Raw genomic sequence first — 25,836 nt, 5'->3', positions numbered from 1 at the left:
AGCTCGGGGGATGCAATCAGGAGATCTCGTCGACCTCGACGTCACGGGTGTCGCTCACGGCGGCGTGTTCGTGGCCAGACACGAAGGTCGGGTCGTGTTCGTCCCCGACGCCATCCCCGGCGAGCGGGTGCGCGCGCGGCTGACCGACACATCGAAGTCGTCGTTCTGGCGGGCCGAGGCCCTCGAGATCCTGGATGCGTCGCCCGACCGTCGCCCGCACGTCTGGGGCGCGGCCGACATCTCCGTCGCCCCGGAGCGCCGCGCCGGCGGCGCCGACTTCGGACACGTCGCGCTCGCCCGTCAGCGGCAGCTGAAGCTCGACGTCTTCGCCGACGCACTGCAGCGCATCGGGCGGTTCACCGACTTCCCGGTCGCGATGGAGGAGCCGTCGTCCGGCACCCTCCCGGCCGAGACCGCCGACGGCACCGGGTGGCGCACCCGCGTCAGCCTGCACGTCGACGACGAGGGCCGCGTCGGCCCGTACGCCCCGCGCAGCAACACGGTGGTCGAGGTCGACGACCTCCCGCTCGCGACCGCCGCCGTCGAACGCGCCGCCCTGGGCCTGCGCTCGGGAGCCCCGGGTCGCATCGACCTGGTGCAGCCGGCGGACGGACGCGTCCGCGTGCTCGCCCGACCCGACTCCGAGCGCCGCGCACCGGGCATGCCGGAGGTCGTCGTCGAGCGTGTCGGGGAGCGCGAGTTCCGCGTCGACGACCGGGGGTTCTGGCAGGTGCACCGCCTGGCCGCGCACACGCTCACCCGCATGGTGAGCGAGGAGCTCGGTCGGATCGATCCCGACGCCTGGCACCTCGACCTCTACGGCGGGGTCGGGCTCTTCGCCGCGACGCTCGGCGACCTCGGAGGCCCGACGACCCGGGTGACGTCGGTGGAGTCGGACGCCCGCGCCACCGAGCATGCCGGTGAGAATCTCGCGGAGTGGGTCGGAGCCCGCGCCGAGACCGCGCGCGTCGACCGTTTCGTCGCGAAGCTCGCGGCCGAAGCATCCCCCCGCGAGCGCGAGCGGCTCTCGCAGGGCGTGGTGCTCCTCGACCCGCCGCGCGCCGGGGCCGGCCGCGAGGTCGTGCGGGGCATCGCGGCGCTGTCGCCCGCGGTCGTCGCCTACGTCGCCTGCGACCCGGTCGCGCTCGCCCGTGACCTCCGCACGTTCGCCGACCTCGGGTACTCCGCCCGCCGCGGGGTGCGCGCCGTCGACCTGTTCCCGAACTCCCATCATGTCGAGGCGCTCGCGGTGCTGGAGCGCGACACGGATACGATGTCGACATGACGCGAGTCGCGCTGATCGACGATCACGAGTCGGTGCGACTCGGACTTGAGGCCGCCTGCGCCGGCGAAGAATCGACCGCGGTCGTCTTCTCGGGAAGCAACGTGACCGAGTACCTGCAGTGGCGGCTGGCCGCCGACGAGTCGCCGGCCGACGTCGTCGTGCTCGACCTCACGCTGGGCGACGGCACGACGGTCGCCGAGAACGTGCAGCGTCTCGTGGGTGACGGATCGAGCGTGCTGATCCACAGCGTCGCCGACCGGCCCGCGGCCGTGCGCGAGGCGTTGTCGTGGGGTGCCGCCGGGATCGTGAGCAAGGCGTCGCCGATCCACGAGGTGATCGGCGCCATCCTCACGGTGGCCCGTGGCGAGCTGCTGAACAACGTCGAGTGGGCGAGCGCCGTCGAGGGCGACCGCGAGTTCGCCGACGCTCAGTTGTCCGTGCGCGAGCGCGAGGTGTTGCGGCTGTACGCGGCCGGGCTTCCGCTCAAGGTCGTGGCCGATCGGCTGGGGGTGGCGTACTCCACGGCGAAGGAGAACATCACGCGGGTCAGAGTCAAGTACGTCGAGGTCGGGAGACCGGCTCCGACGAAGATCGACCTGCGGTTGCGCGCCATGGAGGACGGCATCATCGGTCCGTCCGACGGAGAACGCCATGGCTGAAGCGGGCAGGTCGGTGCTCAACGAGGCGTGGGGGCGCATCCCTCACACTCGTGAGACCGCGGAGGGATACGGATCCTTCACCCGCACCCGCATCGAGCGCGTCAGCGAACTGCTGATCGGCGCGGGCAGCTTCGTTTTCGCGCTGCAGGCCTTCGTTGCGGCCCTGGGCCCGGGCGACGAGCGCGAGGGCTGGCACACGCCGCTGGTCGCGGCCGTCTTCCTGCCCCTCGCCGCGATGATCGTGGCGTGCCTGATGGGCCGATTCGCCCGGGTCTTCGCGGGCGTCTTCGTCGTCGTCTACCTGGGCGCCCTGGCGCTCTGGCCGATCGCGACGGTGGGGTCGCAGCCCTCGCCGACCGAAGAGCCCTGGACCTTCTATCTGCTGACGGTGGCCACCGCCGCGACCGTCGTCGCCCTCCCGCTCGCCCTCCAGATCGCCGTCACGATCGCGGCGCCGTTGCTGTTCGGTCTCACCCGCCTCGTGCAGGGCGACTTCGACGAGGCGTTCTTCGTGCCCGTCGGCCTCGACGTGTCGTTCGCGATCATCCTCGGCAGTGTTCTCGTGGTGCTGGGCTGGACGTACCGCTCGGTCGCCGCGAACGTCGACGAGACGCGGGCGCGTGCTGTCGCGAGCTACGCGGCGGCGGCAGCGGCGGCCGCCACCGAGCGCGAGCGCGTCGCCGTCGCGGCGCTCATGCACGACAGCGTGCTCGGCGCCCTTCTCGCCGCCGAACGCGCCGGCACGCCGCGTGAGCGCACGCTCGCCGTCAGCATGGCGCGAGAGGCACTGACGCGTCTCGCCAACGCGGAGAAGGACGCGTGGGAGGGCAGCGACGAGCCGGTGGATGCTGCGCACCTCGCCGACGAGATCGAGTCGGCCGCGCGGGAGATGGGCGTCGAGACCGCGGTCCTCCGGCGGCTCGACGACGAGACGCCCCGCGTGCCGGGGCGCGTGGCGCGCGCGCTGGTGCTCGCCGCGATGCAGGCCGTCGCCAACGCCGTGCAGCATGCCGACGCCGCCGGGCTCGGAGTGGAGCTGCGCGGGCGCGCGGAGCCGGGCGGAGTCACCGTGCGGGTGCGCGACGCGGGCGGCGGGTTCGACATCGACCGCATCCCCGACGACCGCCTGGGCATCCGCGGGTCGATCCAGGCACGTGTGACCGCTGTCGGCGGTCGCACCGAGATCGAATCGGGGGCGAACGGCACGACCGTCACCCTCCACTGGGAAAGCGGTGATCGCTGGTGACCGTCCGCGGAATCGTCTCCGTCATCGGAGTGGCCTTCACGGCCTATCTCGCCGCGCGCGGACTGCTCTTCACCGGTGCCGTTCACGAGCCCTGGCTGACCTACCTCGCCCTGACGCTCTATCTCGTCGTCACGTGGACGGTGATCTTCTGGGGCTACCGCCCGGGCGCCGCGGCGACCGGCGCCGTTCCCCGCGCCACCCTCCCGCTGTGGCTCGCCCTGCTCTCTCTGGTCGCGGCGGTCGTCGTCCCCAACGCGATCCTCTTTGCAGTGCCGGTCGAATCGCGCAGTCTTCCGTTCGCCACCTGGTTCATCGGCGGCATCGGTGCGCTGATGACGGTGGTCATGGTGCGCCGGCGCCCCGTGACGGCCTGGATCGGCGTCGGACTGATGTCGGTGTCGGCCGTCCTGTGGCTCGGCCCGCTCGCCGCTCTCAGCCTCGGCCTGCCCGGCTCGATCGTGTGGGTCGCTGCCGCGCAATTGCTCATGTACGCCCTCGATCGCGCCGCCCGAGACACCGAGCAGCTCGCGAGCCTGCAGCAGGCGGCCTCCGCCTGGCAGGCCTCGCAGGTGGGGCGCCAGCGCGAGCGCCGAGTGCAGGTGCAGCGTGCCCTCCAGGCCGCCGGTCCCGTGCTGGGCCGCACGATCGAGACCGGTGGCAACCTCCGGCCGGAGGAGCGCGTCGATGCGCGACTGGCCGAGGGGCGCCTGCGCGACGAACTCCGTGGCCGCCGTCTCCTCGACGACGCGGTGCGGGCCGAACTGGAGGCTGCGCGTCGCCGCGGCTCCGCGGTGACGATGTTCGACGAGGGCGGTCTCGAAGACCTGGACGACGCCGCGCTGGCGATCGTCCGCGCCGAGCTCGCCGACACGCTGCGCGACGCCGCATCCACCCGTCTGATCATCCGCACCTCGCCGCACGCGCAGATCGCCATCACCGTCGTCGGGCGTTCCGGCGACGGGGAGAGCCTGTCCGACGAGGACAGCGTCGACCTCTGGCGCGAGATCCGCAGACCCTGACGCGCACCGAAGTCTTCTCCTCCACCGTCCCGGTAGGGGAGGGGTCCAGGACGGTGGAAGAGAAGAAAGAGAAGGCGAGGGGCGGCGAAGCCGCCCGCCCCTCGCCGAGCGAGCGGTTACCCGAAAACCGCCCGCGGGACCGAGCCTGGCTCTAAAGAGCAGGTCGGCCGAACGCGTAATGCGTTCCAGCTCATTCAGTATCTGCGACCCGAACACCCGCGTCTGTAGGTATTTCGGGGGACAAACGGTTAGCCTGTCGCCCGTTCAGTCGCTGAATCCGCCCCAACCGCGATCGCGGTCGAGGGGGCGACGCAGGGCGCGAGCCGAGAGCTCCCACCGCGAACGGGTGGGGGGCACGACAGCTGTTTCCGCGGCCTCCGCGAGGTAGGCGCCGCCGACGACCGCGATCAGCGCGGCGAGTTCTTCGTCGGTCGGGTTTCCGCGCCGCACCCGGATGTCGGGAGGCGTCGCATCATCGGCCGCCGTGCTGTCGCTCACAGGGGGATGTTCCCGTGCTTCTTGGCCGGCTGGGTCGCACGCTTGTTGCGGAGGGCGCGGAGGGCCTTCGCGATCGACACGCGCGTCTGGGCGGGTTCGATGATGCCGTCGAGCTCGCCGCGCTCGGCGGCCAGGAACGGGGAGGCGACGTTGTAGGTGTACTCGCTCGCGAGACGCGCCCGCACGGCCGCGACGTCTTCGCCAGCCTCCTCGGCGCGCTTGATCTCGCCGCGGTAGAGGATGTTCACAGCGCCCTGCCCGCCCATGACGGCGATCTCGGCGGTCGGCCACGCGAGGTTGATGTCGGCGCCGAGCTGCTTCGAGCCCATGACGATGTATGCGCCGCCGTAGGCCTTGCGAAGGATGACGGTCACCAGGGGCACGGTGGCCTCGGCGTACGCGTAGAGCAGCTTCGCGCCGCGGCGGATGACGCCGGTCCACTCCTGGTCGGTGCCGGGCAGGTAGCCGGGCACGTCGACGAGGGTGACGATCGGCACCGAGAACGCATCGCAGAACCTCACGAAGCGGCTGGCCTTCTCGCCGGCTTCGATGTTGAGCGTGCCGGCCATCTGCGACGGCTGATTCGCGATGATGCCGACCGTGCGCCCCTCGACGCGACCGAACCCGATCACGATGTTCGGGGCGAACAGCGGCTGCACCTCGAGGAACTCGCCGTCGTCCATCAGGCGACCGATCACGGTGTTGATGTCGTAGGGCTGGTTGGGGGAGTCGGGGATGACGCTGTTGAGCGACCGGTCAGCATCCGTGGTCTCGAATTCGAAACCGGTGTCGAACACGGGCGTCTCGGCCATGTTGTTGTCGGGGAGGAACCCGAGCAGCGTGCGCGCGTAGTCGATCGCGTCGTCCTCGTCCTCGGCCAGGTAGTGCGCGACGCCGGAGCGGGTGTTGTGCGTGTAGGCGCCGCCGAGCTCCTCCATGCCGACGTCCTCGCCGGTCACGGTCTTGATGACGTCGGGTCCGGTGACGAACATCTGGCTCGTCTTGTCGACCATGATCACGAAGTCGGTGAGGGCGGGGGAGTAGACCGCGCCGCCCGCCGCGGGGCCCATGATGAGCGAGATCTGGGGGATGACACCCGAGGCCGCGGTGTTCAGGCGGAAGATCTCGCCGTACTTGCCGAGGGCGACCACGCCCTCCTGGATGCGGGCGCCGCCGGAGTCGAGGATGCCGATGATGGGGATGCCGCTGCGCAGCGCGAGCTCCATCACCTTGATGATCTTGTCGCCGGCCGCCTCGCCGAGCGAGCCGCCGAAGGTGGAGAAGTCCTGCGCGTAGACGGCGACCGTGCGGCCGTGGATCGTTCCCGTGCCGGTGACGACGGAGTCGCCGTAGGGTCGCGACTTGTCCATGCCGAAGGCCGTCGTGCGGTGGCGGACGTACTCGTCGAGTTCGACGAACGAGCCCGGATCGACCAGCAGGGCGATGCGTTCGCGGGCGGTGAACTTGCCCTTCGCGTGCTGCTTGGCCTGGGCGGCGGCCTCGGCATCGACGACCGCCTCCTGGTACCTCGTGCGGAGGTCGGCGATCTTGCCGGCGGTGGTCGCGTGGTCGGGCTGCTCTGTCACGCGTTCCACACTAGCGGCGGGCTCCCTCTCGGCCTTGGAGGGTCGGCACAACGACTCGCCGGATCCCCTGTCGCCCTGCGCATGTCGGTGAATTCGGCGCGATTCGGTGCGACTACCCCCTCGCGGTCACCGAAACGCGCCGAACGCACCGATTCGGATAGGGGGCGGGTCATCGCGCGAGGTGAAGATTCTGCGCCATGGCGGCCAGGACGGTGGCCTCCACCCGGGTCCAATCGTCGACGATCTCGCGGTAATCGAAACGCAGCACGGTGTATCCGAGCAACCGCAGCCGGCGGTCGTGGGCGATGTCGGATCGACGTTGTCGCGGATCGGAGTGGTGGGCGAAGCCGTCGATCTGCACGATGAGCCGGGCGCCGATGAGGCCGTCGACGTGATGGCCGTCGATCTTGACCTGCTGTCGAACCTCGACGCCTCGCCGCCGCATCCGCGAGACGAAGAAGGTCTCGAGGCCCGAGTGCGACAGAGCGGTGGTCTCGTCGCGGAGGGCGCGAGCCCGCTCGCCGCGCCAGTCGATCGCCCCGATGCCCTCGACGGTGATGAGGCGGGCGCGCGCCGCCGATTCCCAGATCGCGAGGGCTTGTTCGTGAGGACGACAGGTCGCCACGGCGGCGAGCATGTTCTCGACCGCGTCGACGAGAAGACGCCGGGGCCGCGGAACGACGCCGGCGCCCCAATGTCCGTGTGCGCCGGCCGGCGAGCTGCGCGCTCCTCTGGGCACCGCCAGATGGACGGCGCGGTCGTCGTCGGCGCGCCAGAGCGTGCGCAGCGATGCCGCCGAGACGCAGGTGACCGCGCAGCCGGTTCGGGCGGCGAGCAGCAGTTCCGGGGGTGCGCTGGGAAGCAGCACCCAGTCGCGGCCCGCTCGCACCAGCCCTTCCCTCGTGACGGCCGCGCGGATGGCGTCGGGTCGCCACCCGGCCTCGCGGACCTCCGCCAGATGGACGTAACCGCGCGCGACGACGAGGTGCCGCAGAGATCTCGTGCTCGAACCCATCCGCCCACCGTTGCCGCGTGCTCGCGGCCCGCGGATGCAAAGAGGGCGAATGGGGAGAGATCCCGCCGCAGACCGCCTGGGGAGGACGCGTCCCTTCTTCCGTGTCCGCGGTGAAATCGGCCCGATTCGGTGCGTGTTCACGTCGACGCGCACCGACTCCGGCCGATTTCACCGATTCGGGTCGAGCGGCTGAGGCGGGCCGGGCTGTCAACATCGGATGCTGCGCGGTGCGGGCCCGCGTAGGGTGTGGCCATGCCGATCCCCGCCGAGGGCTACCCGCTCGCCGCCGCCGTCAGTCCGCGCCTGCAGGTGGTCGCGACCACCGATTCGACCAACGCCGACGCGGTCGCCGCCGCATCCGCCGACCCCGAGGGCTGGCCGCACCTGGCCGCGCTCGTGACGACCGACCAGCGCGCCGGACGCGGGCGGCTCGGACGCACCTGGACCGCGCCGCCGGGCACGGCCCTCGCCGTCTCGGTGCTCGTGCGGGTCGAGGGGCTTCCCGCCGCTTCGCGCGGGTGGATCCCGCTCATCGCGGGGGCGGCGATGACCCGCGCGGTGGCCGCGCAGTTGAAGGGCACGGGCAACACGACCCAGCTGAAGTGGCCGAATGACGTGCTCGTCGACGGCGCGAAGATCTGCGGCATCCTCGCCGAAGCCCTCCCCGGCACGATGGACGCGGTCGTCGTCGGAGCCGGAGTCAACACCCGTATGACCCGGGCCGACCTCCCCGTCTCTACGGCGACCTCGTTCGCCGCGGTCGGAGCGGAGTGCGACGACGACCGGCTGCTGGCCGACTTCCTGCGCGCGCTCGACGAGCAGCTCCAGGCGCTCATCACACTCGGCGGTGACGCCGCCGCGGCGAACGTTCTGGGGGAGGTCGAGAGCCTGTGCGCGACGCTCGGCCGCGATGTCGTCGTGTCGCTGCCCGACGACAGGGCGCTGGAGGGTCGTGCGCAGCGCATCGACCCCGACGGGCGCCTCGTCGTGGTCGTCGACGGTGTGGAGACGCCGGTCGCGGCCGGCGACGTGCAGCACGTGCGCTGAGCCGTCCGCCGTCTCGTTGACCGGCGTGCCGCGTGGGATCACCCCGACGTCGGCGGGGCGGGTGACAATGAGTGCGTGACCCAGCCGACGACCCTCGGGGGGCGCCCGCTGACGCCGGCGCCCGGAGCGCCGACGCCCGAGCTGCGGGTGGCGCGCCTCCGCCCGCGCGCGACCCGGCTGTTCTGGTCGGCCGTCGTCCTCATCGCGGTCGCCGGCGCGGTCGGGTACTTCTACGACAACCTGCGCGAGCCGTTCGCCGACTGGATGCTGCTGAGCGCCGCCGGCGCCGTCGTGCTTCTCCTCGTCGTGCTGCCGTTCGTCAGCTGGTGGGCGCAGCGCTACACGATCACCACGCGTCGCGTGATCGCCCGATCGGGCCCGTTCGGCCGTCGCCGCGCAGAGCTGTCCCATGTTCGCGGATACACGGTGCAACTCAAGCGCGGAATCCTCCAGCGCATCGGCGGCGGGGGCACCCTCGTGCTGTCGAACGGCGTGGACGCGCCCGTGCGTCTGCGGCGCATCGCGAACGTCGCCCTCGTCTACGAAGTGCTGGTCGACCAGGTCGAGGTCAACCAGATCCTCGCCCACCGCGACTCCCAGAGCCTGACCCCGCCGCCGCTGCCCTCCTGACCATCGAGCGCGAGTGCGCGAAGATGGGAGCGACGGACTCGAACGAGGGAGTGGCATGACACTGCGTGTGGGTGTGGTCGGCGGTGGCCAGTTGGCGCGGATGATGATCGCGCCCGCGGTCGAACTCGGGATCGAGCTGCGCGTGCTGGCCGAGGAGACCGGGATGGCCGCGGGTCTCGCGGCCACGGCGGTCGGCGATTACCGCGACGCCGAGACGGTGCTCGCGTTCGCCCGCGACGTCGACGTCATCACGTTCGACCACGAGCACGTCCCGCAGGAGGTGCTCGCGGCGCTGGTCGCCGCCGGCGTCGCCGTGCACCCCGGCCCCGACGCCCTCGCCGTCGCCCAGGACAAGCTGGTGCTGCGGGCGCGGATGACCGAGCTCGGCATGCCGCAGCCCGACTGGGCCGCCGTGTCCGACGCCGCCCAGCTGCAGGACTTCATCGACGCCCACGGCGGGCGTGCGGTCGTGAAGACCCCTCGCGGCGGATACGACGGCAAGGGTGTGCGCGTCGTCTCGGCCGCCACCGAGGCTGCGGACTGGTTCGCCGCGCTCGCCGAGGACGCCCGCGGCGGCGAGCTGCTCGTGGAGGAGCTCGTCGACTTCTCGCGCGAGCTCGCCCAGCAGATCGCGCGTCGCCCGTCCGGCGGCATGCGGGCCTTCCCGCTCGTCGAGACGGTCCAGCGCGACGGCGTCTGCGTGGAGGTCGTCGCCCCGGCGCCGCGGGCGAGCGAACGTCTGGCGCTCGCGGCGGAGGACATCGGGATGGCGATCGCCGAGGGGATCGGGGTCACCGGGATGCTGGCGGTCGAGCTGTTCGAGACCGTCGACGGCCGCATCCTCGTCAACGAGCTCGCCATGCGCCCGCACAACAGCGGCCACTGGACCCAGGACGGCGCCGTGACGAGCCAGTTCGAGCAGCATCTGCGCGCCGTGCTCGATCTGCCGTTCGGAGCGACCGAGGCCACCCGCCCGTGGACCGTGATGGTCAACATCCTCGGCGGCCCCGCGCAGGGCGGGCTCGACGATCGCTTCGACGCGGCGATGGCGTCGCACCCCGCGGCGAAGATCCACACCTACGGCAAGGCCCCGCGGCCCGGTCGCAAGGTGGGGCACGTCACCGTGGCCGGCGAAGATCTCGACGACGTCGTCTACGAGGCCCGCGCCGCAGCCTCTGTCTTCCTCGACTGATCCCGCTCCGCTATCCCTGGCCGCTGATGCTGTCGGCCGCGATGGTGAGGATGATGCGCTGCTGGTCGCGTCCGCCGTACCAGGGGTAGGGCCGGCCGGTGTACTTCTGCGAGAGCGCCTCGATGCTCTCGACCGCGCCCTCGGTCGTCATGCCGACGACCCTGCCGCGCACCTGGATGTAGCGGAACGGGTTCGACGGATCCTGGATGGCGACCGCCACACGCGGGTCGCGCTCGACGTTGCGCACTTTCACGAAGCCGACGACCGTGTTGATCACGACGTGGTCGCCGTCGGTGTCGACCCACGTCTCGGTCACCTGGGGCGACCCGTCGGGCATGATCGTGGACAGGAAGCAGGGGCTCGGCTGGCGCAGCAGGTCGAGCAGGGCGTCGGGCAATGGCATCGGAATCTCCTCGAGGGGTGGGCTCCCAGTCTGAGCCCTCACCGGGCGCGCGGCTCGTCCGACGCGGCATCGAGCATCGCGCGCACCGTCTCGGCGATCCGCTCGAAATGACGCATGTGCACGTTGTGGAAACGGTCGCCCGAAAGGCGGTGCGTCGCATTCGGGTAGCGCAGCGCGACCGCATCGTGCATCGTGATCCACCCGCGGCCGTAGGTGCCGCTCGTCAGCAGCGCCACCGGCAGGTCGCCGTGCATCGCGTCGCCCAGTTCGGCTGCCGCCGCGACGGTTCCGGGGAGCACCGCCCGCATCTCCTCGACCGCGTCACCGAGGAAGAGGGCGGTCACGGCGCGGTGCCACTCGTCGCGTGCCCGGGGCGTGAGCGCTGCGAGGAACGGCCCGCGTCCGGGGTACAGCGGCAGCGCGTTGCGCCGCACCAGGCGGGCGAACAGGGGAGCGGGCAGCACCCGACGTGACGTGGCGATGCTCTCGGCGTAGAGACGGTAGCCCCGGCGGCGCACCGGGTCGGAGGCGAGCCGGTCGGGCGTCGCGTCGAGCATGACGAGGCCGGCGGCTCGATCGGGGTGCCGTGCGGCGTACACGCGTGCGATGAGCGCGCCGAACGAGTGGCCGACCAGCAGCACCCGGGCAGCGGGTGCGAGCGCGGCGATGACGCCCTCGAGCTCGGCGACGAGGCCGTCGATCGTGCGGGGGGAGCCGGGTGAGCTCTCTCCGATCCCCGAGCGCTCGTAGGAGATCACGCGCACCGTGCGCGCGAGCACCGTCTGGAGAGGCAGCCACGAGCGGGCGGTGTCGCCCGCCCCGGTGAGCAGCACCACGACCGCGGTGCCGACCGGCGACGAGCCCGCGTCGAAGACCTCGACTCGTCGGCCGCCGACGTCGACGAAGGCCCGATCCAGGGGCGCGACGCGGGTGTCCATCGTCGAGAAGTCTAGGCAGGCGAGCCGGTGATCACCTCGGACGCCTGCCACAGCTCGGCCACCGGCGGCGGGTCGGTCGGAGCGTCGACGCGGGCCGGTCCGAGCGGTCGACTACTGTCGAGCACGACCCCAGGAGGCGCCATGTTCCGCAGCCGTTCGACGATCGGCGTGACCACCCTGCTGCTCGCCGTCGTGCTCTCCGGATGCGTCGCCGAGTCGGCGACCACCCCGTCGGAGGCTCCCACCTCGGCGACGCCGACATCGTCGGCCGCAGCCGACCCGTCGCCCACGCCCGAGGCCTCCGAGACGACTGCCGGCATCGCCCTGCCCGACGACTGCGCGCAGATCTATTCGCCGGCGATGCTATCGTCGCTGGAGCAGGAAGGCCTGCCTCTGAACGATCCGGCCGTCACGATGCTGGCGACGCAGAACGCGGCGCTGCTGGGCGACCTCGAAACCCTGCCCACCCTCCGCTGCTCGTGGGGGGCGCCCGGCAGCGTCGGTATCACGACGAACGTCACGGTCGTCGACGCGGCGCAGGCCGCGGCGATCGAGACGGAGCTCGCGGAGGGCGGGTTCGGCTGCGGCGACCAGGGCGGCGGTACGGTCTGCAGCATCGAACAGCGCGGGGTGAGCCTGGACGACGTCCCCTATGTCCGCGGCGAGACGCACGCTCTTCGAGGCAATGTCTGGGTGGCGACCTCGTGGCTGAACCACCCTCTCGACGGGTACGTCGAAGACATCCTGGCGACTCTGGGAGCCTGACCGCGCGTCGAGGCGGCCAGGACAGGCCGACATGACCGACGACGCGCCCCGGTGCGCGAGCCCGGTCGAAGGGTCGGCGGGGGTGCGCGGCATCCGAGTCGCTCCCGACTGCCGCGCGTTGCGGTGATCTTCCAGCGATGCGTCCTAGCCTTATGGGCGTGACCCGACCGCTGCATTCTTCCGACGCGCCCGTGGTCGGCGTCGTCATGGGCTCCGATTCCGATTGGAGGGTGATGGCGGATGCTTCGCAGGCCCTCACCGACTTCGGGATCGCGCACGAGGTGGAGGTCGTCTCGGCCCACCGCACGCCCGACAAGCTCCTCAGGTACGGCCGCGAGGCGCGGGAGCGCGGTCTCCGCGTGATCATCGCCGGGGCCGGCGGTGCGGCGCATCTCCCGGGCATGCTCGCCTCCGTCACGGCTCTCCCCGTCATCGGCGTCCCCGTGCAGCTCGCGACGCTCGACGGCCTGGACTCGCTGCTGAGCATCGTGCAGATGCCCGCGGGCATCCCGGTCGCGACCGTCTCGATCAACGGCGCCAAGAACGCCGGACTCCTCGCGGCCCGCATCCTCGGTGCCGGAGACGCCGCGATCGCCGACCGCGTGGAAACCTTCGCCCGGGACCTCGAGGCGCAGGTCGAGGAGAAGAACCGCCGGCTGAAGGAGTCGTTGTGAGCGTGGCCAGCCCGCCGCTCCAGCGCCCGGTGCGCAAGAGCGTCGTCGAGTCGCGTCCGATCCGCAATCCCGACGTCACCTCCGCCGGCATGATGACGAAACGCGGCTGGTGGCTGGTCGCGCTCAACTTCCTGCTGCCCGGCTCGGCCCAGGTGCTCGCCGGAAGCCGCAAGCTCGGACGCTTCGGACTCGGCGCCACGGTCTTCATGTGGCTGCTCGTCGTCTTCGCGGGCCTCGGAGCGCTGCTCTGGCCCTCCGGCACTTTCAGCATCGCCTCGGGGGCCTGGCTCCCCGCTCCGCTGTCGCTCCTGCGCCCGATCCCCCTCCTCATCGTGCAGGGGCTCTTCATCGCCTACGCCGTGCTCTGGATCGTGCTCACCGTCGACACGCTGCGGCTCGTGCGGCTCGTGCGGGTCAAGACGCTCTCGCGCATCGGGATCCCCGCCCTCGCGATCATCCTCGTCGCCGCGTCGTCGACCACGGCGGCGTACGGCGCGCAGGTCGCCGGTTCGACCCGCGAGGCTCTCGGAGCGATCTTCGGCTCCTCGGCCGCGGTCGTCCCACCGTCGGACGGCTACTACAACATCCTTCTCCTCGGCGCGGACAGCGGCGAGGGGCGCGATTCCATGCGCTTCGACAGCATCTCGGTCGTCTCGGTCAACGCCGAGACCGGCGCGACGACCATCACCGGCATCCCGCGCGACCTCGGGCACTTCCCGTTCGCGCCAGGACCGATGCAAGACCTCTACCCCGACGTGCACGAGGGCAAGTCCAGTGCCACCTGCGGGTGGGGGAGCGGCATCAACCAGCTGCGCACCGAGGTCGAGGTGTGCCGCGACGGCAACGCCCTCTACCCCGACGCCGTCGCCAACGGCTCAGAGCCCGGTGTCGAAGCGACCAAGGACGCAGCCGAAGGGCTCCTCGGCATCACCATCCCGTACTACGTCTTCATCGACATGCACGGCTTCGCCGCCATGATCGACGCGCTCGGCGGGGTCGACATCGACGTCGCACAGCGCCTGCCCAAGGGCGGCGGGCCGCAGTACACGGGCGAGCCCGCCGAAGACTGGGCCATCGGGTGGATCGAGGCCGGTCCGCAGCACATGGACGGCGACACGGCCCAGTGGTACGCCCGTTCGCGGTACACGACGAGCGACTGGGACCGGATGCTGCGCCAGCGCCAGCTGCAGGAAGCGATCCTCGCTCAGTTCACCCCCGAGACCGTGCTCACCCGCTTCCAGAGCGTCGCGACCGCCGGCACGAACCTCGTGCAGACCGACCTGCCGCAGGGGCTGCTCCCCACTCTGGTCGACCTCGCTCTGAAGGCGAAGGAGCAGCCGGTCACGACGATCGAGCTCACGCCCGAGGCGCACCAGATCGTTCAGGACTCGCCCGACGTCGCGTACATCCAGCAGCTCGTCGACAGCACGCTGCATCCACCGACCCCGGAGCCGACCGAGTGACGGTTGCGCTGCGCGTCGTCCTCGACCAGCTCGTCGCTCCGACAGCCCCGGCGCTCGCCGAGGCGTCGCGAGAACTCGTCCGCGCCCTGGCCGAGACCGCGCCGTCGGGATGCGTCGTCGAGGGGATCGTGCCGTCTCCGGGGCTCGACGACGCGGATGCTGCGGGTCTCGCCGACGTGCACCGGCTCGGCCTCGCCCGCCGCGAGCTCGCCGCGTCGTGGCAGCTCGGCATCGCCCCGGGCGTCGGAAAGGGCATGATCCACTCGCCGACGCTGCTCGCGCCACTCGTGCGGCACGACCGGGTCAACGACACGCACCAGCTCGTGGCCACCGTCTGGGATCTCCGCGCCTGGGAGGCGCCCGACACCCTCTCGCGCACCGAGGTCGTCTGGTACAAGGCGATGCTCAAGCGCGCCGAGAAGCACGCGGATGCGATCGTCGTCCCCACTCATGCGCTCGCCTCGAGGCTCGGCGAGCTCGGCCGTTTCGGCCGGCGGGTGCGCGTCATCTCCGGCGCCGCACCCGTGGGGTTCCGGGTGCCCAACGATCACGTCGGGCGCCTGCGCGCCCTCGACCTGCCCTCCTCATTCATCGCCGTCGCCGGCGGTGCCGTGGAATCGGACGGACTCGCGCACGCGTTCCGCGCCGTCGTCGAGTCGGGCGAGACCGCTGACGTCGTCGTGCTCGACTGCCCCGAGGGCGAGGAGCCGGCCGTGGCGGATCTCGCGTCAGCCGCTGGGCTCGCGGCCTCGCGCGTGCACGTTCGCGGTGCGCTCGAGACCTGGGACCGCGCGGCCGTCCTGGGAGGTGCGAGCGTGCTGCTCGCGCCGTCGATGCGGTCGGACTGGCCCTGGCGCGTCGTCGAGGCGCTCGCGTTGGGCGTACCCGTCGTCGCGGCGGATTCACCCGTGCACCGCGAGGTGCTCGTGGACGCCGGGATCCTCGTCTGGCAGGAAGAGCTCGGTGCGGCGCTGGTGCGGGCCGCCGGTGATGCGGCCGACCGGCTGCGGGTGCTGTCCCGCGATCGGGCGCAGGCCTTCTCATGGCGCGAATCGGCCGAGCGCGTGTGGGCGCTCCACGCCGACCTCTGATCGGCGTCCGAGGATCAGTTGCGCATCAGAGCGACGGCGTCCTTGCTCGCGCCGTCGTACCTGACCTTGCCGTCCTTCAGAAGGATGCCGCGTTCGCAGAGATCGGAGACCATGTCGAGGTCGTGACTGACGACGACGAGGGTCTTCCCTTTCGCGTGCAGCTCACGGATCCGCGCCAGGCACTTCTGCTGGAAGGGCTCGTCTCCGACCGAGAGGATCTCGTCGATGAGGAGGATGTCGACCTCGGTGTGGATCGCGACGGAGAACGCCAGCCTCAGGAACATCCCCGACGAGTAGTGCTTCACCTCGGTGTCGATGAACTGCTCGATCTCGCTGAACGCGACGATATCGTCGTAGCGCTCTTCCGTCTCCTTCTTGCTCATGCCCAGGATCGCGGCATTGAGGAAGATGTTCTCGCGGCCGGAGAGGTCCGGGTGGAAGCCCGCCCCGACCTCTATGAGCCCCGCAACGCGCCCTCGGGTGAGCACGCGCCCGGTGTCGGGTAGAAGGACCCCGGAGATCAGCTTCAACATGGTCGACTTGCCCGAGCCGTTGTATCCCAGGAGGGCGATCGATTCGCCCTGTCCCACCTCGAAGGAGATCCCGTCCAGAGCGTGGAATTTTGTGGTCAACGGCTTCCGGCGGACCGCCGCGACGAAGGTCTCCTTGATGGAGTGCGTGTGACGGAGTTTGAACTCCTTGTGCACGCCGTCCACCACGATGCGGTTGTTCGATGTCGTCACAGCCTCAGAGATCCTGTGCAAAACGTCCCTCCAACCGCCGGAACACCAGCTGACCGATCACGAGAAAAGCGAGGGAGAGGACCGTGCCGATCCCCGCGAAGAGCCACATGTCGGGAATCAACTGTCCATCCACGGGCTCCAGGGGGAACCAGATGCCGAAGTGGAACAGCTCGACCGCCGCCGTGATCGGGTTCATCCGATAGAGGACGAACAGCCAGTCCGGAACCTTCTGCTGCACCATCTCCCACTGGTACATCACGGGCGAGGCCCACACCGCGCACATGGTGATGATCTCCACGAAGCTCTGCGCGTCGCGGAACGTGACGTTCACAGCCCCGAACAGCAGGCCGAGCCCGGTGGCCAGCATGGCCACGATGACCAGGCCGAGCAGGAGGGCTGCGATGTGCAGCGCCGATGGTGCCCAGCCGAAGAAGACAGCGATGACCGTGACGACGAGGATCTGCGGCAGGATGTTGACGGCCGCGACCAAGACACTCGCGACAGGGAACATCTCTCGGGGGAGGTAGATCTTCTTGATGAGCGCCGCGTTGTCGACCAGCGAACGGGTGCCGTTGGTGAAGGCCTCGCTGAAGAACGTGACCACGGTGATGCCCGCGAGCAGATAGAGCGGGAAGTACTCCACGCGCCCGTTCATCCCGAGGAAGACGCCGATGGCGAGGTAGAACACGACGAACTGCACGAGCGGTTTGACGTACGACCACATCCACCCGAGCACGGATCCGCGGTAGCGGATGCCGATCTCCTTGCGGACGATCAACGACAGAAGATATCGACGGCGGAAGACGTCTGCCAGCCCGACGCTTCTGCCGGGAGCGACAAATGAGGACTGATCGGACATGGGTCTTCTTTCACGGCGCTCGGGCGCGCGGTCATCTACTGTAATCGCGATCGGCTGTGCGCTCGCACCACAGCAGGCCGCGCGGGTCAGGCGGGGCTGCTCAACCACCCCGCGGTCAGCTCGCGCGCGTCGTCGGGTGTGAAGCCCGTCGCTGTGATGCGGGCGAGGTCGAGGGTGCTGTTGCGCGGACGCGGGGAGACGGGTCCTGCGGCGTTCTCGAAGTAGGCGGCGGTGTCGACGGGGGTGACGCGGTCGGGGTCGTGTCCGGTGAGTCGGTAGACGTCGCGCGCGATGTCGTACCACGTGGTGGGCTCGCCGGTGTTGGTGACGTTGTACGTGCCGTAGGGCGCGCGGGTGTCGAGGAGGTGTCGGATGGCGTCGGCGATGGTCGGCGTGAACGTGAGCCGGCCGTATTGGTCGTCGACGACGGCGGGGTCGATCCCGCGTTCGGCGAGGGAGGCCATCGTGCGGACGAAGTTGTTGCCGTCGCCGATGACCCAGCTGGTGCGGACGATGTAGTGGCGGGGAACGGTGGCCACCGCGGCGTCGCCGGCGGCCTTCGTCTGTCCGTAGACGCCGAGCGGTGACACGGGGTCGCTCTCGCCGTAGGCGCCGTCTTTCGTTCCGTCGAACACGTAGTCGCTCGAGACGTGGACCAGGGTGATGCCGTTCTGGGCGGCGATCGTAGCGAGGCCCGTCACGGCGGTCACGTTCGCCGCCCACGCTGCGGCGCGCCCCTCGGGGGTCTCGGCTTTATCGACGGCGGTGTAGGCCGCGGCGTTGATGATGGTGTCGTAATCTCGCCACCGTCGGGCCGTGCCGAGTTCGGGATCCGTCAGGTCGAGGGTGTCGCGGGTGGTGTATTCGACGTGGGGCGCGTCGCCGAGCGCATCGCGAAGGGCCTTGCCGAGTTGCCCGTTCGACCCGGTGACGAGGATCTTCGCCGGGGGCATCGGGGTCACGTCCTGCAAGCGAGGGTGTGCCTTGTCTTTGTCGCTGATCTCGACCTGGTCCAGTGGGATGGGCCAGGTTATCGCGGCGGTCTCGTCGGCGAGGTTGAGGAAGGTGTAGGAAGCGGTGGGGGACCAGTGGTCGTTGACGAGGTAGGTGTAGGCGGTGTTCTCGTCCAGGGTCTGGTAGCTGTTGCCGACGCCACGGGGGACGAAGATCGCCTTCGAGGGGTCGAGCTCGGTCGTGTAGACAGCCCCGAATGTCTCTCCCTCACGGAGGTCGACCCAGGCACCGAAGATCCGTCCTGTCGCGACGGACACCCACTTGTCCCACGGTTCCGCGTGGATGCCGCGCGTGGTCCCGGCCGCGTCGTTGAAGGAGATGTTGTTCTGCACCGGTCCGAAGTCCGGCAGCCCGAGGGCGGTCATCTTCTCCCGCTGCCAGTTCTCCTTGAACCATCCGCGCGCGTCGCCGTGGACGGGCAGATCGAAGACGACCAGTCCGGGAATCGGGGTTTCGGTGACGGAGAGCGGCTTGGCGTACTCGGTCATCGGGGTTACTGGCCTTTCGAGGCGTAGAAGGCTTCGACGCCGTCTTTGGCGGGTGCCCACCAGGGTTCGTTGGCTTTGTACCAGTCGATGGTGGCGGCCAGGCCCGCGTCGAAGTCGCGGTACTGGGGTGTCCAGCCGAGTTCGGTGCGGAGTTTGGTGGAGTCGATGGCGTAACGCATGTCGTGGCCGGGTCGGTCGGTGACGTGGTCGTAGGCGTCGGGTTCTTCCCCCATGAGGGTGAGGATGAGTTCGACGACGGTCTTGTTGTCCTTCTCGCCGTCGGCGCCGATGAGATAGGTCTCGCCGATCTTCCCGTTGTCGAGGATGGTGAGGACGGCGGAGGAGTGGTCGTCGGCGTGGATCCAGTCGCGGACGTTCTCGCCGGCACCGTAGAGCTTGGGACGGATGCCGCGGATCACGTTGGTGATCTGGCGGGGGATGAACTTCTCCACGTGCTGGTAGGGGCCGTAGTTGTTGGAGCAGTTCGAGATGGTCGCCTGCACACCGAAGGACCGCACCCAGGCGCGGACGAGGAGGTCGCTGCCGGCCTTCGTCGAGGAGTACGGCGAGGACGGGTTGTAGGGGGTGTTCTCGGTGAACCGTGCCGGGTCGTCGAGCTCCAGGTCGCCGTAGACCTCGTCGGTGGAGATGTGGTGGAACCGGGTGCCGTGCTTGCGGGCGGCTTCGAGCAGCGTGTACGTGCCGACGATGTTGGTGTCCAGGAACGGGCGCGGGTCGTTGAGGGAGTTGTCGTTGTGCGACTCCGCGGCGTAATGGACGACCGCGTCGGCGTCCGCGAACAGGGTGTCGACGAGGTCGGCGTCGGCGATGTCGCCCTTCACGAGACGGACCCGGTCCTCGGGGAGGCCCGCGAGGGAGGACTCGTTGCCGGCGTAGGTGAGCTTGTCCAGCACGGTCACCACATGGTCGGTGTGCTGCACGACGTGGTGGACGAAGTTCGATCCGATGAATCCGGCGCCACCAGTGACCAACAAACGTGCCATGCGCTACTTCCCCCGCTTCAACAGATCCAACAGGTACGTCCCGTACCCCGACTTCACGAGCTTGCCCGCACGTTCTTCCAGCTCCGCGTCGGAGAGGAACCCCTGCCGCCACGCGACTTCCTCGGGCACCCCGATCCGCATCCCGGTGCGCCGCTCCATGGTGCGCACGTACTCGCCGGCGTCCATCATCTGATCGAACGTGCCGGTATCCAGCCACGCCGTACCGCGGGGGAGGACCTCGACCTGCAGCTTCCCCGCCTCCAGATACGCACGGTTCACATCGGTGATCTCGTACTCGCCCCGCGGCGACGGAGACAGGTTCCGGGCGATCTCGATCACATCGTTGTCATAGAAGTACAGACCCGGGACCGCGTAATTGCTCTTCGGCTCCGCAGGCTTCTCCTCCAGAGACACCGCCCGCCCCGCCGCATCGAACTCCACCACCCCGTACGCCGACGGCTCCGCGACGTAATACGCGAACACCGCACCCCCGTCGACATCCGCGTACCGGGACAACTGCGACCCCAGACCAGGCCCGTACAACAGGTTGTCACCCAGCACGAGCGCGACCTTGTCATCACCGATGTGATCCGCACCGATCGTGAACGCCTGCGCCAACCCATCCGGCGACGGCTGCGCCGCGAACGACAGATTGATCCCGAACTTCGACCCGTCACCCAGAAGACGCTCGAAGTGCTCCGCATCATGCGGCGTCGTGATCACCAGGATGTCCCGGATACCCGCCAACATCAACGTCGACAACGGGTAGTACACCATCGGCTTGTCGTACACCGGGATCAACTGCTTCGACACACCCAGCGTGATCGGATGCAAGCGCGTGCCAGAACCACCGGCGAGAATTATGCCCTTCACCCGTCAATCGTGCCACACCGGGGTCGCCGACTCTGGCGTGTCGAACCCGTATCGCCGTGGTCGCACCAGGGTTGTCCGCAAGAATATGCCGGTGAGATCTAACACAGCGCGCTCGCGTCCGCTCCGGTTGTTCCTGGCGTTCGCCGCGGCGCTCGCGCTGATCGGTGCGACACCGAACGTCGCTGTCGCCGCTGTGGAGGTGCAGTCCTCCGTCGCCGCTGCGGGGACGCAGTCCGCCGTTTCCTCTCGTCAGGTGCTGTCCGCCGCCGATCTCTCGCAGTTCCGTCCCGGGAACATCATCTCGAACGCGGTCTTCTACGACTCCACGACGATGTCGGAGGCGCAGATCGACGCGTTCCTGCGCACCCGCGTGCCGAACTGTCAGTCCGGTTACACCTGCTTGAAGGACTTCCGCCAGGACACCGTCACCCGTGCGGCCGACGCTTACTGCGGCCGATACGACGGTGCGACTGCGGAGTCGGCGGCGCGCATCATCCAGAAGGTGGCCGCCGCGTGCGGTATCAACCCGCAGGTGATCCTGGCGACGCTCCAGAAGGAGCAGGGACTCGTCACACATACGTGGCCGTCGGACTGGCGGTACACGATCGCGATGGGGCAGGGGTGCCCGGACACGGCCGCATGCGACACGAGGTACTACGGGTTCTACAACCAGGTGTACGGCGCCGCTCGACAGTTCAAGCTGTACGGGCAGAGCACGTACTTCAACTGGTACACACCGGGCAAGACGTGGAACGTGCAGTTCAACCCGAATCAGTCCTGCGGTTCTTCGCCGGTCTACATCGAGAACCAGGCCACGGCGAACCTCTACTACTACACGCCGTATCAGCCCAACGCGGCAGCGCTTCGTGCAGGATACGGCGAGGGCGACGGGTGCTCGAGTTACGGCAACCGCAACTTCTACAACTACTTCTCAGACTGGTTCGGCAGCCTTCAGACGCGGTACGCCCCGATCGTGAAGTCTGCTTCGTCGCCGGCGATGTACTTCGTGACCGAGGGTGTCAAGCACTACATCCCGGATGAGGCCACGCTGCGGGTGCTGATGTCGGCGTTGCCCACAGTGTCCACAGTTCCCGATACCTATCTGACCTCGCTGCCGGCAGGCAGGGATGCCTCGCGCTACGTTCACGATGCTCGCAACGGTGCGCTGTACCTCCTCGAGAGCGACGGCACGAAGCACTGGTTCTCCAGTGGTGACCTCATCGCCCGATTCGGGTATGCGTTCGGCGACTACGTCAACCTGTCTCCCTCGCACATCGATGCCTACCGCACCGGGGACGCTGTCGGCGACTACTTCAAGGCCGAGGGATCGGTCGACTACTACGTCTGGCGGGACAACCAGAAGCGCTATGTCGTCGACGATTGGGCGTGGGCCGAGCTCACCGGCTCACGTCCGACCTACGTGGCGACGATGAAGGCCGCCTCTGCGGCCGGCATTCCGCTCGGGCGTCCGGTTCTCGCCTCGGGGATCCTCGCGAAAGAGCAGTCCACGCCCAACGTCTACCTCACGGGAACGGCGGCGGATCTGGTCTACGTCGATTCGTTCGACACCGCGCGCGACGCGGGCGTGACCCGGTATCGGATCTACGCCGACGGCACCCTGAGCGGCTTCACGAAATCGAACGTGACCCTCAGCCCTGTTCTCACCTGCGGCGGCTCCGTGTTCGCGGTCGCGGGAACGGGCATCGTCCCCGTCAACGGTGCGGTGCCATCCGCTGCGGCGCCGGCTCTCCCGGAATCGATCTGCGCCGTCCTTCCCCGCAGGGGCAATGCGGTCAGCACTCCGTTCTTCGTCAAGAACCCGGCTGCGGACCCCGTTCTCGTCTACTCGGACGGGACGCTCCGACACGTGCGGGACCAGCAGACGCTCCAGCGACTCAACGCCGGGCGGCCGCTGGTCTTCCTGTCGTGGTCGGCGGCGTCGATCGCGCGCGTCCCTTCGGGAGCCCCGTACCTGACCGACGGATCATTCGTGCAGTTCGGTGATCCCGACATCTTCTACGTCACCGGTGGAACGCTCAGACTGGTTCCGGACGTCGAGACGCTCACGCGCCTCGCCAGCCCGCGCTGGCCCGTCGTGGAACGGCTGCCGGAATCCTTCCGCGCCTCGTACACGTTCGGTCCGGCGATGCCCCGCTGACCGGGTCGACGCGTACCGCCCGCCTAGAATGAGAGCATGCCCTCGTCGCTCGCCGATCTTCTGATCATCGTCCCGGCCTGGAACGAAGAGGGGAACGTCGGCAACACGGTTCGAGAGATACGCAGCGAACTCCCGGCGGCGCACGTGCTCGTCGTCGACGACGGATCCACCGACGCTACAGCCGCAGTGGCGAAGGCGGCGGGAGCGCGTGTCCTGGTTCTGCCGTTCAACCTCGGAGTCGGGGGAGCGATGCGAGCGGGATATGTCTTCGCCCAGCGGCACGGCTTCGCCCGTGCGATCCAGGTGGACGCGGACGGCCAGCACAACCCCCGAGACATCGTCTCCGTGCTCGAAGGCCTCGATCGCGCCGACATCTCCATCGGAGCGCGTTTCGCCGAAGTCGGAGAGTTCTCGGCGCGGGGGCCTCGACGATGGGCGATGGTCTTTCTCGCCTCCATCTTGTCGCGTGTCGCGAAGACCCGTCTCACAGACGTCACGAGCGGCTTCCGAGCCGCGAATCGGCACGCCATCGATCAGTACGTCCGCTACTACCCGGCGGAGTACCTCGGAGACACCATCGACAGCCTCGTGGCGGCAGCGCACGTCGGCCTCACTGTGACGCAGGTGCCGGTGGCGATGAGACCGCGACAAGGCGGACGTCCCAGTCAGGGCGCACTCGGATCGACGATCTACCTTCTCCGATCAGTCTTCGCCCTGATGCTTGCGATCATGCGACGACCGACGGGACCGACGAGCCCGGGAGCGCGCGCATGATGGTTCTCGGGGCGATTCTGCTCGCCGTCGCACTCGTCGTCGCCGTCGTCACCATGCTGCTGCGACGTCAGCTGCGCGAGAAGTACGCCGTCCTGTGGCTGATCATCGGCGCGGCCGTGCTCATCCTCGGGATCTTTCCCCAGCTGCTCATGTGGGCGACCGTATCGCTCGGCTTCCAGTTGCCAGCGAACCTCCTTTTCACGCTGGCGATCCTTCTGCTGCTCGGCGTTGCGCTGCACCTCTCGTGGGAGCAGTCGCAGGCGGAGGAGGAGATCCGCCGTCTGGCAGAGGAGGTCGCGGTGCTCCGCGAGGGCGTGGAGCGGCTGCAGGGGTCCGTCGACGCAGGCTCCGCTGCCCCGACCGATCCCGCTGACGGCTCCGATCGGTGATGACCGACGATTCCACGAGACCATCGGCCGTCATCGCGTCCTTCCGGCCCCCGGCGGCTCTCGCCGACCTCGTCGCTCTGCTCGCCCGTGATTGCGACGTCGTGGTGGTCGACGACGGAAGCGGGCCCCGATCGGACGCCGTGTACGAGGCTGCGGCGGTCGCCGGTGCCGATGTCGTTCGTCATGCGGAGAACCGAGGCATAGCGCACGCCTTGAACGTCGGCGTCGAGCGTGCGCTGTCGTCGGGTGCCGCCGCCGTCTTCACGTTCGACCAGGACTCCGCGCCACCGACGGACTTCGTCGGGCGGATGAGCGACGCCCTCTCCAGGGCGCGAGAATCGTCGTCATCGGTCGCCGCGATCGTTCCGGAGTTCTTCGCGGACACGGCACAGTCGCGCGGAGCGGATATCGCGCCGGGCCTGTGTCGGGCGAGGAAGGTCATCCAGTCGGGGATGCTCGTTCCGCGCGAAGCGTGGAGTGCGCTCGGGACTCTTCGTGACGACTACTTCATCGACCTCGTCGACACGGAGTTCGAGATGCGGGCGCTGACCCGCGGCTGGGAGGTTCTCGCAGCGCGGGGTGTGTCGATGCCGCACTCGCTCGGACGCACGGTCCGGTTGAGCTTGGCTCCGGGCCTCCACATCACGACGTCGGTCAGCACCCCTTTCCGGTATTTCTACCGGGCCCGCAACCGTGTCGTATTCAGTCGGTCGTATGTGCGGCGGGCTCCGGTGCGAGTGCTCACTGATGCAGGCGTAGATCTCGCCTACTTCGTCGTCTCGGTTCTCGGGGCTCGGCCGCGCCGGGCACTCGCGCAGATCGTCGCACGGGGTCTGTCCGCGGGCTTCCGGGGCACCATGGGTCGTCTGCCGGACCGGCTCGCGACAGTGGCCGAGGGTGTGCGATGGAGCGGTGTCGAGGTCAGCCGCGACGGCGCCGCGGAGTGATCGTCCCGCACATCCAGCTCGCCAGATACTGCACAGCGAACCCGCGGGGGACATAACCGTCTCGTACTGCGACACGGAGGTTGGGAAGGAGAGCCCGCAGGCGTCGTCGCGACCCGAAGCTCCGTTCTAGGACGTTCAGTGACGCGTCGTCGTCCCGTCGTTGCGCAAGCGTGGACGTCATCGCCTGACGCCAGCCCACGTAGACGTTGTACGTGGTGCGCACGACCGCGAGAACGCCGTCATCGCCCTCCGCGCCGCGGCTCATCTTTCGAGCATTCCGCCACGACTGGATGAGGCTGGGGCGTGAGGGCATGGAGGTCGGATCGCCGAACACGTTCGCGGAATGCTGGACGTAATCCTGCACGACGTCGCTCGTGATGTGTGTGCCTGATGTCGCTGCGGCGCAGACGGCCAGCCAGTGATCGTGCGCTGCTGCCCTCGTGCTCAGCCGCGGGAAGGGGAGGGCGAGTTCCAGCAGTTCGCGGCGGAGCACACTGAGCGAACCGGTGAACTGATTGCTGAGCATGAGTCGCTCGAGAGTGCCGTTACGCCGATCGGTCTGACCGAGGACGGCGCCCGACGGGTATTCGACGAGGCGAGCCTGACCGGAGACCATTCCGTGGGTCGTGAGGTGAGGGAGCAGCGTCTCGAGCTTCTCGGGGTACCACCAGTCGTCCTGGTCGGCGAGTGCGACCCACTCGGCCTGGGGCGGCACGGACAGCAGGCCGCGTTCGAAGTTCAGATAGAAGCCGAGCCGCTCGCCGCCCGTGTCGATGACGGTGAATCGCTCGTCGCCCGGCGCGGCTTCGGACAGGAGGGCGCGGATCGGTGCGGGGTCGCTGTCAGGAGAGATCACGCAGATGAAATCCGTGACCGTCTGGGCCGCGATGGATCGGATCTGCCGACGGAAGAGCTCCGGGTCGGGCTCGTAGGCGGCCATGACGATGGCGCCCGGTGTGGGACGGAGCATCGATCGTCCTCCCGATTGAGTTGCATGCCGGCGCCCTTCGGCGCTGTGGATAGTCTAGATGGCGCGGGCGCGGTGCACGGGATGCGCCGTTCATCGCGCATTCGAC

General features: G+C 69.2%; 27 protein-coding genes. 15 read left to right on the top strand and 12 right to left on the bottom strand.

Annotated features, from left to right (window positions below):
• Positions 1-10 precede the first annotated feature (10 nt).
• The 4 genes from FVP77_RS09715 to FVP77_RS09700 are packed head-to-tail and all read left to right on the top strand — an operon-like array spanning position 11 to position 4,209.
• On the top strand, positions 11-1,285 hold the full coding sequence (locus tag FVP77_RS09715; RefSeq protein WP_147894278.1) for a class I SAM-dependent RNA methyltransferase: 1,275 nt from the start codon (positions 11-13) through the stop codon (positions 1,283-1,285).
• Complete coding sequence (locus FVP77_RS09710; protein WP_147894277.1) at positions 1,282-1,944, top strand: response regulator transcription factor; 663 nt, start codon at positions 1,282-1,284, stop codon at positions 1,942-1,944. The genes FVP77_RS09715 and FVP77_RS09710 overlap by 4 nt, the downstream gene beginning before the upstream one ends.
• Positions 1,937-3,190, top strand: coding sequence for a sensor histidine kinase (locus FVP77_RS09705; protein ID WP_147894276.1), 1,254 nt, complete (start codon positions 1,937-1,939; stop codon positions 3,188-3,190). The genes FVP77_RS09710 and FVP77_RS09705 overlap by 8 nt, the downstream gene beginning before the upstream one ends.
• Positions 3,187-4,209, top strand: coding sequence for a hypothetical protein (locus FVP77_RS09700; protein WP_342779741.1), 1,023 nt, complete (start codon positions 3,187-3,189; stop codon positions 4,207-4,209). Before FVP77_RS09705 ends, FVP77_RS09700 begins: the two co-directional genes overlap by 4 nt.
• Positions 4,210-4,473: 264 nt before the next feature.
• Here FVP77_RS09700 and FVP77_RS09695 read toward each other — a convergent pair whose 3' ends face one another.
• From FVP77_RS09695 to FVP77_RS09685, 3 genes are all read right to left on the bottom strand, one after another.
• The gene (locus FVP77_RS09695; RefSeq protein WP_147894274.1) at positions 4,474-4,707 is read right to left on the bottom strand and encodes an acyl-CoA carboxylase subunit epsilon; all 234 of its coding nucleotides are present in this window, start codon (positions 4,705-4,707) and stop codon (positions 4,474-4,476) included.
• Positions 4,704-6,293, bottom strand: a complete 1,590-nt coding sequence (locus tag FVP77_RS09690) for an acyl-CoA carboxylase subunit beta (RefSeq protein ID WP_425463130.1) — start codon at positions 6,291-6,293, stop codon at positions 4,704-4,706. Before FVP77_RS09690 ends, FVP77_RS09695 begins: the two co-directional genes overlap by 4 nt.
• 169 nt (positions 6,294-6,462) lie before the next feature.
• The gene (locus FVP77_RS09685; protein ID WP_147894272.1) at positions 6,463-7,308 is read right to left on the bottom strand and encodes an endonuclease domain-containing protein; all 846 of its coding nucleotides are present in this window, start codon (positions 7,306-7,308) and stop codon (positions 6,463-6,465) included.
• Between the two features lie 252 nt (positions 7,309-7,560).
• Here FVP77_RS09685 and FVP77_RS09680 point away from each other — a divergent pair, with 252 nt between their 5' ends.
• The 3 genes from FVP77_RS09680 to FVP77_RS09670 all read left to right on the top strand — a co-directional run bounded on the left by FVP77_RS09680 (position 7,561) and on the right by FVP77_RS09670 (position 10,177).
• Positions 7,561-8,355, top strand: coding sequence for a biotin--[acetyl-CoA-carboxylase] ligase (locus tag FVP77_RS09680; RefSeq protein ID WP_147894271.1), 795 nt, complete (start codon positions 7,561-7,563; stop codon positions 8,353-8,355).
• Between the two features lie 75 nt (positions 8,356-8,430).
• On the top strand, positions 8,431-8,985 hold the full coding sequence (locus tag FVP77_RS09675; protein ID WP_147894270.1) for a PH domain-containing protein: 555 nt from the start codon (positions 8,431-8,433) through the stop codon (positions 8,983-8,985).
• A gap of 55 nt (positions 8,986-9,040) precedes the next feature.
• Positions 9,041-10,177: a 5-(carboxyamino)imidazole ribonucleotide synthase gene (locus FVP77_RS09670; protein WP_147894269.1), complete on the top strand. Its 1,137-nt coding sequence runs from the start codon at positions 9,041-9,043 to the stop codon at positions 10,175-10,177.
• Between the two features lie 10 nt (positions 10,178-10,187).
• Here FVP77_RS09670 and FVP77_RS09665 read toward each other — a convergent pair whose 3' ends face one another.
• Genes FVP77_RS09665 through FVP77_RS17175 form a run of 3 tightly spaced genes read right to left on the bottom strand, consistent with a single transcriptional unit; the run spans position 10,188 to position 11,661 of the window.
• Positions 10,188-10,580: a TIGR03618 family F420-dependent PPOX class oxidoreductase gene (locus FVP77_RS09665; protein WP_147894268.1), complete on the bottom strand. Its 393-nt coding sequence runs from the start codon at positions 10,578-10,580 to the stop codon at positions 10,188-10,190.
• 38 nt (positions 10,581-10,618) lie between these two features.
• Positions 10,619-11,518 (bottom strand): alpha/beta fold hydrolase, encoded by a 900-nt coding sequence (locus FVP77_RS09660; RefSeq protein ID WP_147894267.1) that lies wholly within the window; start codon positions 11,516-11,518, stop codon positions 10,619-10,621.
• A gap of 11 nt (positions 11,519-11,529) precedes the next feature.
• Positions 11,530-11,661 carry a hypothetical protein gene (locus FVP77_RS17175; RefSeq protein WP_281290319.1) on the bottom strand — a complete coding sequence of 44 codons (132 nt, stop codon included), beginning with the start codon at positions 11,659-11,661 and terminating at the stop codon, positions 11,530-11,532.
• Here FVP77_RS17175 and FVP77_RS09655 point away from each other — a divergent pair.
• The 4 genes from FVP77_RS09655 to FVP77_RS09640 all read left to right on the top strand — a co-directional run bounded on the left by FVP77_RS09655 (position 11,660) and on the right by FVP77_RS09640 (position 15,511).
• A complete protein-coding gene (locus FVP77_RS09655) occupies positions 11,660-12,283 on the top strand; it encodes a hypothetical protein (protein WP_147894266.1) in 624 nt (207 codons plus the stop codon). The two genes, FVP77_RS17175 and FVP77_RS09655, sit on opposite strands and share 2 nt — an antisense overlap.
• A 206-nt stretch (positions 12,284-12,489) precedes the next feature.
• Positions 12,490-12,957 carry a 5-(carboxyamino)imidazole ribonucleotide mutase gene (gene purE / locus FVP77_RS09650; protein WP_147894530.1) on the top strand — a complete coding sequence of 156 codons (468 nt, stop codon included), beginning with the start codon at positions 12,490-12,492 and terminating at the stop codon, positions 12,955-12,957.
• A complete protein-coding gene (locus FVP77_RS09645; protein ID WP_147894265.1) occupies positions 12,954-14,420 on the top strand; it encodes an LCP family glycopolymer transferase in 1,467 nt (488 codons plus the stop codon). The genes purE and FVP77_RS09645 overlap by 4 nt, the downstream gene beginning before the upstream one ends.
• Positions 14,417-15,511 carry a glycosyltransferase gene (locus tag FVP77_RS09640; RefSeq protein WP_147894264.1) on the top strand — a complete coding sequence of 365 codons (1,095 nt, stop codon included), beginning with the start codon at positions 14,417-14,419 and terminating at the stop codon, positions 15,509-15,511. The genes FVP77_RS09645 and FVP77_RS09640 overlap by 4 nt, the downstream gene beginning before the upstream one ends.
• A gap of 14 nt (positions 15,512-15,525) precedes the next feature.
• Here FVP77_RS09640 and FVP77_RS09635 read toward each other — a convergent pair whose 3' ends face one another.
• The 5 genes from FVP77_RS09635 to rfbA form a co-directional block, all read right to left on the bottom strand.
• Complete coding sequence (locus FVP77_RS09635) at positions 15,526-16,254, bottom strand: ABC transporter ATP-binding protein (RefSeq protein WP_246134037.1); 729 nt, start codon at positions 16,252-16,254, stop codon at positions 15,526-15,528.
• 4 nt (positions 16,255-16,258) lie between these two features.
• The gene (locus tag FVP77_RS09630; protein ID WP_147894263.1) at positions 16,259-17,113 is read right to left on the bottom strand and encodes an ABC transporter permease; all 855 of its coding nucleotides are present in this window, start codon (positions 17,111-17,113) and stop codon (positions 16,259-16,261) included.
• Positions 17,114-17,199: 86 nt separating this feature from the next.
• Positions 17,200-18,615, bottom strand: a complete 1,416-nt coding sequence (locus FVP77_RS09625) for a sugar nucleotide-binding protein (RefSeq protein ID WP_147894262.1) — start codon at positions 18,613-18,615, stop codon at positions 17,200-17,202.
• Between the two features lie 5 nt (positions 18,616-18,620).
• Positions 18,621-19,619, bottom strand: a complete 999-nt coding sequence (gene rfbB / locus FVP77_RS09620) for a dTDP-glucose 4,6-dehydratase (RefSeq protein WP_147894261.1) — start codon at positions 19,617-19,619, stop codon at positions 18,621-18,623.
• A gap of 3 nt (positions 19,620-19,622) precedes the next feature.
• Entirely contained in the window at positions 19,623-20,492 is an 870-nt protein-coding gene (gene rfbA, locus FVP77_RS09615) for a glucose-1-phosphate thymidylyltransferase RfbA (RefSeq protein WP_147894260.1), read from the bottom strand.
• Between the two features lie 91 nt (positions 20,493-20,583).
• On the opposite strand from rfbA, the gene FVP77_RS09610 reads away from it, so the two are divergent.
• Genes FVP77_RS09610 through FVP77_RS09595 form a run of 4 tightly spaced genes read left to right on the top strand, consistent with a single transcriptional unit; the run spans position 20,584 to position 24,760 of the window.
• Positions 20,584-22,650: a hypothetical protein gene (locus FVP77_RS09610; protein WP_147894259.1), complete on the top strand. Its 2,067-nt coding sequence runs from the start codon at positions 20,584-20,586 to the stop codon at positions 22,648-22,650.
• A gap of 36 nt (positions 22,651-22,686) precedes the next feature.
• Positions 22,687-23,424 carry a glycosyltransferase family 2 protein gene (locus FVP77_RS09605; protein ID WP_147894258.1) on the top strand — a complete coding sequence of 246 codons (738 nt, stop codon included), beginning with the start codon at positions 22,687-22,689 and terminating at the stop codon, positions 23,422-23,424.
• On the top strand, positions 23,421-23,813 hold the full coding sequence (locus tag FVP77_RS09600; RefSeq protein ID WP_147894257.1) for a DUF2304 domain-containing protein: 393 nt from the start codon (positions 23,421-23,423) through the stop codon (positions 23,811-23,813). Before FVP77_RS09605 ends, FVP77_RS09600 begins: the two co-directional genes overlap by 4 nt.
• Positions 23,813-24,760: a glycosyltransferase gene (locus FVP77_RS09595; RefSeq protein WP_147894256.1), complete on the top strand. Its 948-nt coding sequence runs from the start codon at positions 23,813-23,815 to the stop codon at positions 24,758-24,760. Before FVP77_RS09600 ends, FVP77_RS09595 begins: the two co-directional genes overlap by 1 nt.
• On the opposite strand, the gene FVP77_RS09590 is transcribed toward FVP77_RS09595, so the two are convergent.
• Positions 24,735-25,730 carry a glycosyltransferase gene (locus tag FVP77_RS09590; protein ID WP_147894255.1) on the bottom strand — a complete coding sequence of 332 codons (996 nt, stop codon included), beginning with the start codon at positions 25,728-25,730 and terminating at the stop codon, positions 24,735-24,737. The genes FVP77_RS09595 and FVP77_RS09590 overlap by 26 nt on opposite strands.
• Between the last annotated feature and the right edge of the window lie 106 nt (positions 25,731-25,836).

It is taken from the genome of Microbacterium hatanonis, assembly GCF_008017415.1.
Lineage (GTDB): Bacteria > Actinomycetota > Actinomycetes > Actinomycetales > Microbacteriaceae > Microbacterium > Microbacterium hatanonis.
The sequence above is the reverse complement of the archived record's forward strand: the minus strand, read 5'-3'. Positions and strand labels throughout refer to the sequence as shown.

Coding starts and splice junctions, on each gene's coding strand:
- FVP77_RS09715 (WP_147894278.1), top strand. CDS start 11: ATGCAATCAGGAGATCTCGTCGACCTCGACGTCACGGGTGTCGCTCAC.
- FVP77_RS09710 (WP_147894277.1), top strand. CDS start 1,282: ATGACGCGAGTCGCGCTGATCGACGATCACGAGTCGGTGCGACTCGGA.
- FVP77_RS09705 (WP_147894276.1), top strand. CDS start 1,937: ATGGCTGAAGCGGGCAGGTCGGTGCTCAACGAGGCGTGGGGGCGCATC.
- FVP77_RS09685 (WP_147894272.1), bottom strand. CDS start 7,308: ATGGGTTCGAGCACGAGATCTCTGCGGCACCTCGTCGTCGCGCGCGGT.
- FVP77_RS09680 (WP_147894271.1), top strand. CDS start 7,561: ATGCCGATCCCCGCCGAGGGCTACCCGCTCGCCGCCGCCGTCAGTCCG.
- FVP77_RS09670 (WP_147894269.1), top strand. CDS start 9,041: ATGACACTGCGTGTGGGTGTGGTCGGCGGTGGCCAGTTGGCGCGGATG.
- FVP77_RS09665 (WP_147894268.1), bottom strand. CDS start 10,580: ATGCCATTGCCCGACGCCCTGCTCGACCTGCTGCGCCAGCCGAGCCCC.
- FVP77_RS09660 (WP_147894267.1), bottom strand. CDS start 11,518: ATGGACACCCGCGTCGCGCCCCTGGATCGGGCCTTCGTCGACGTCGGC.
- FVP77_RS09655 (WP_147894266.1), top strand. CDS start 11,660: ATGTTCCGCAGCCGTTCGACGATCGGCGTGACCACCCTGCTGCTCGCC.
- FVP77_RS17175 (WP_281290319.1), bottom strand. CDS start 11,661: ATGGCGCCTCCTGGGGTCGTGCTCGACAGTAGTCGACCGCTCGGACCG.
- purE (WP_147894530.1), top strand. CDS start 12,490: ATGGGCTCCGATTCCGATTGGAGGGTGATGGCGGATGCTTCGCAGGCC.
- FVP77_RS09630 (WP_147894263.1), bottom strand. CDS start 17,113: ATGTCCGATCAGTCCTCATTTGTCGCTCCCGGCAGAAGCGTCGGGCTG.
- FVP77_RS09625 (WP_147894262.1), bottom strand. CDS start 18,615: ATGACCGAGTACGCCAAGCCGCTCTCCGTCACCGAAACCCCGATTCCC.
- rfbB (WP_147894261.1), bottom strand. CDS start 19,619: ATGGCACGTTTGTTGGTCACTGGTGGCGCCGGATTCATCGGATCGAAC.
- FVP77_RS09605 (WP_147894258.1), top strand. CDS start 22,687: ATGCCCTCGTCGCTCGCCGATCTTCTGATCATCGTCCCGGCCTGGAAC.
- FVP77_RS09600 (WP_147894257.1), top strand. CDS start 23,421: ATGATGGTTCTCGGGGCGATTCTGCTCGCCGTCGCACTCGTCGTCGCC.
- FVP77_RS09595 (WP_147894256.1), top strand. CDS start 23,813: ATGACCGACGATTCCACGAGACCATCGGCCGTCATCGCGTCCTTCCGG.
- FVP77_RS09590 (WP_147894255.1), bottom strand. CDS start 25,730: ATGCTCCGTCCCACACCGGGCGCCATCGTCATGGCCGCCTACGAGCCC.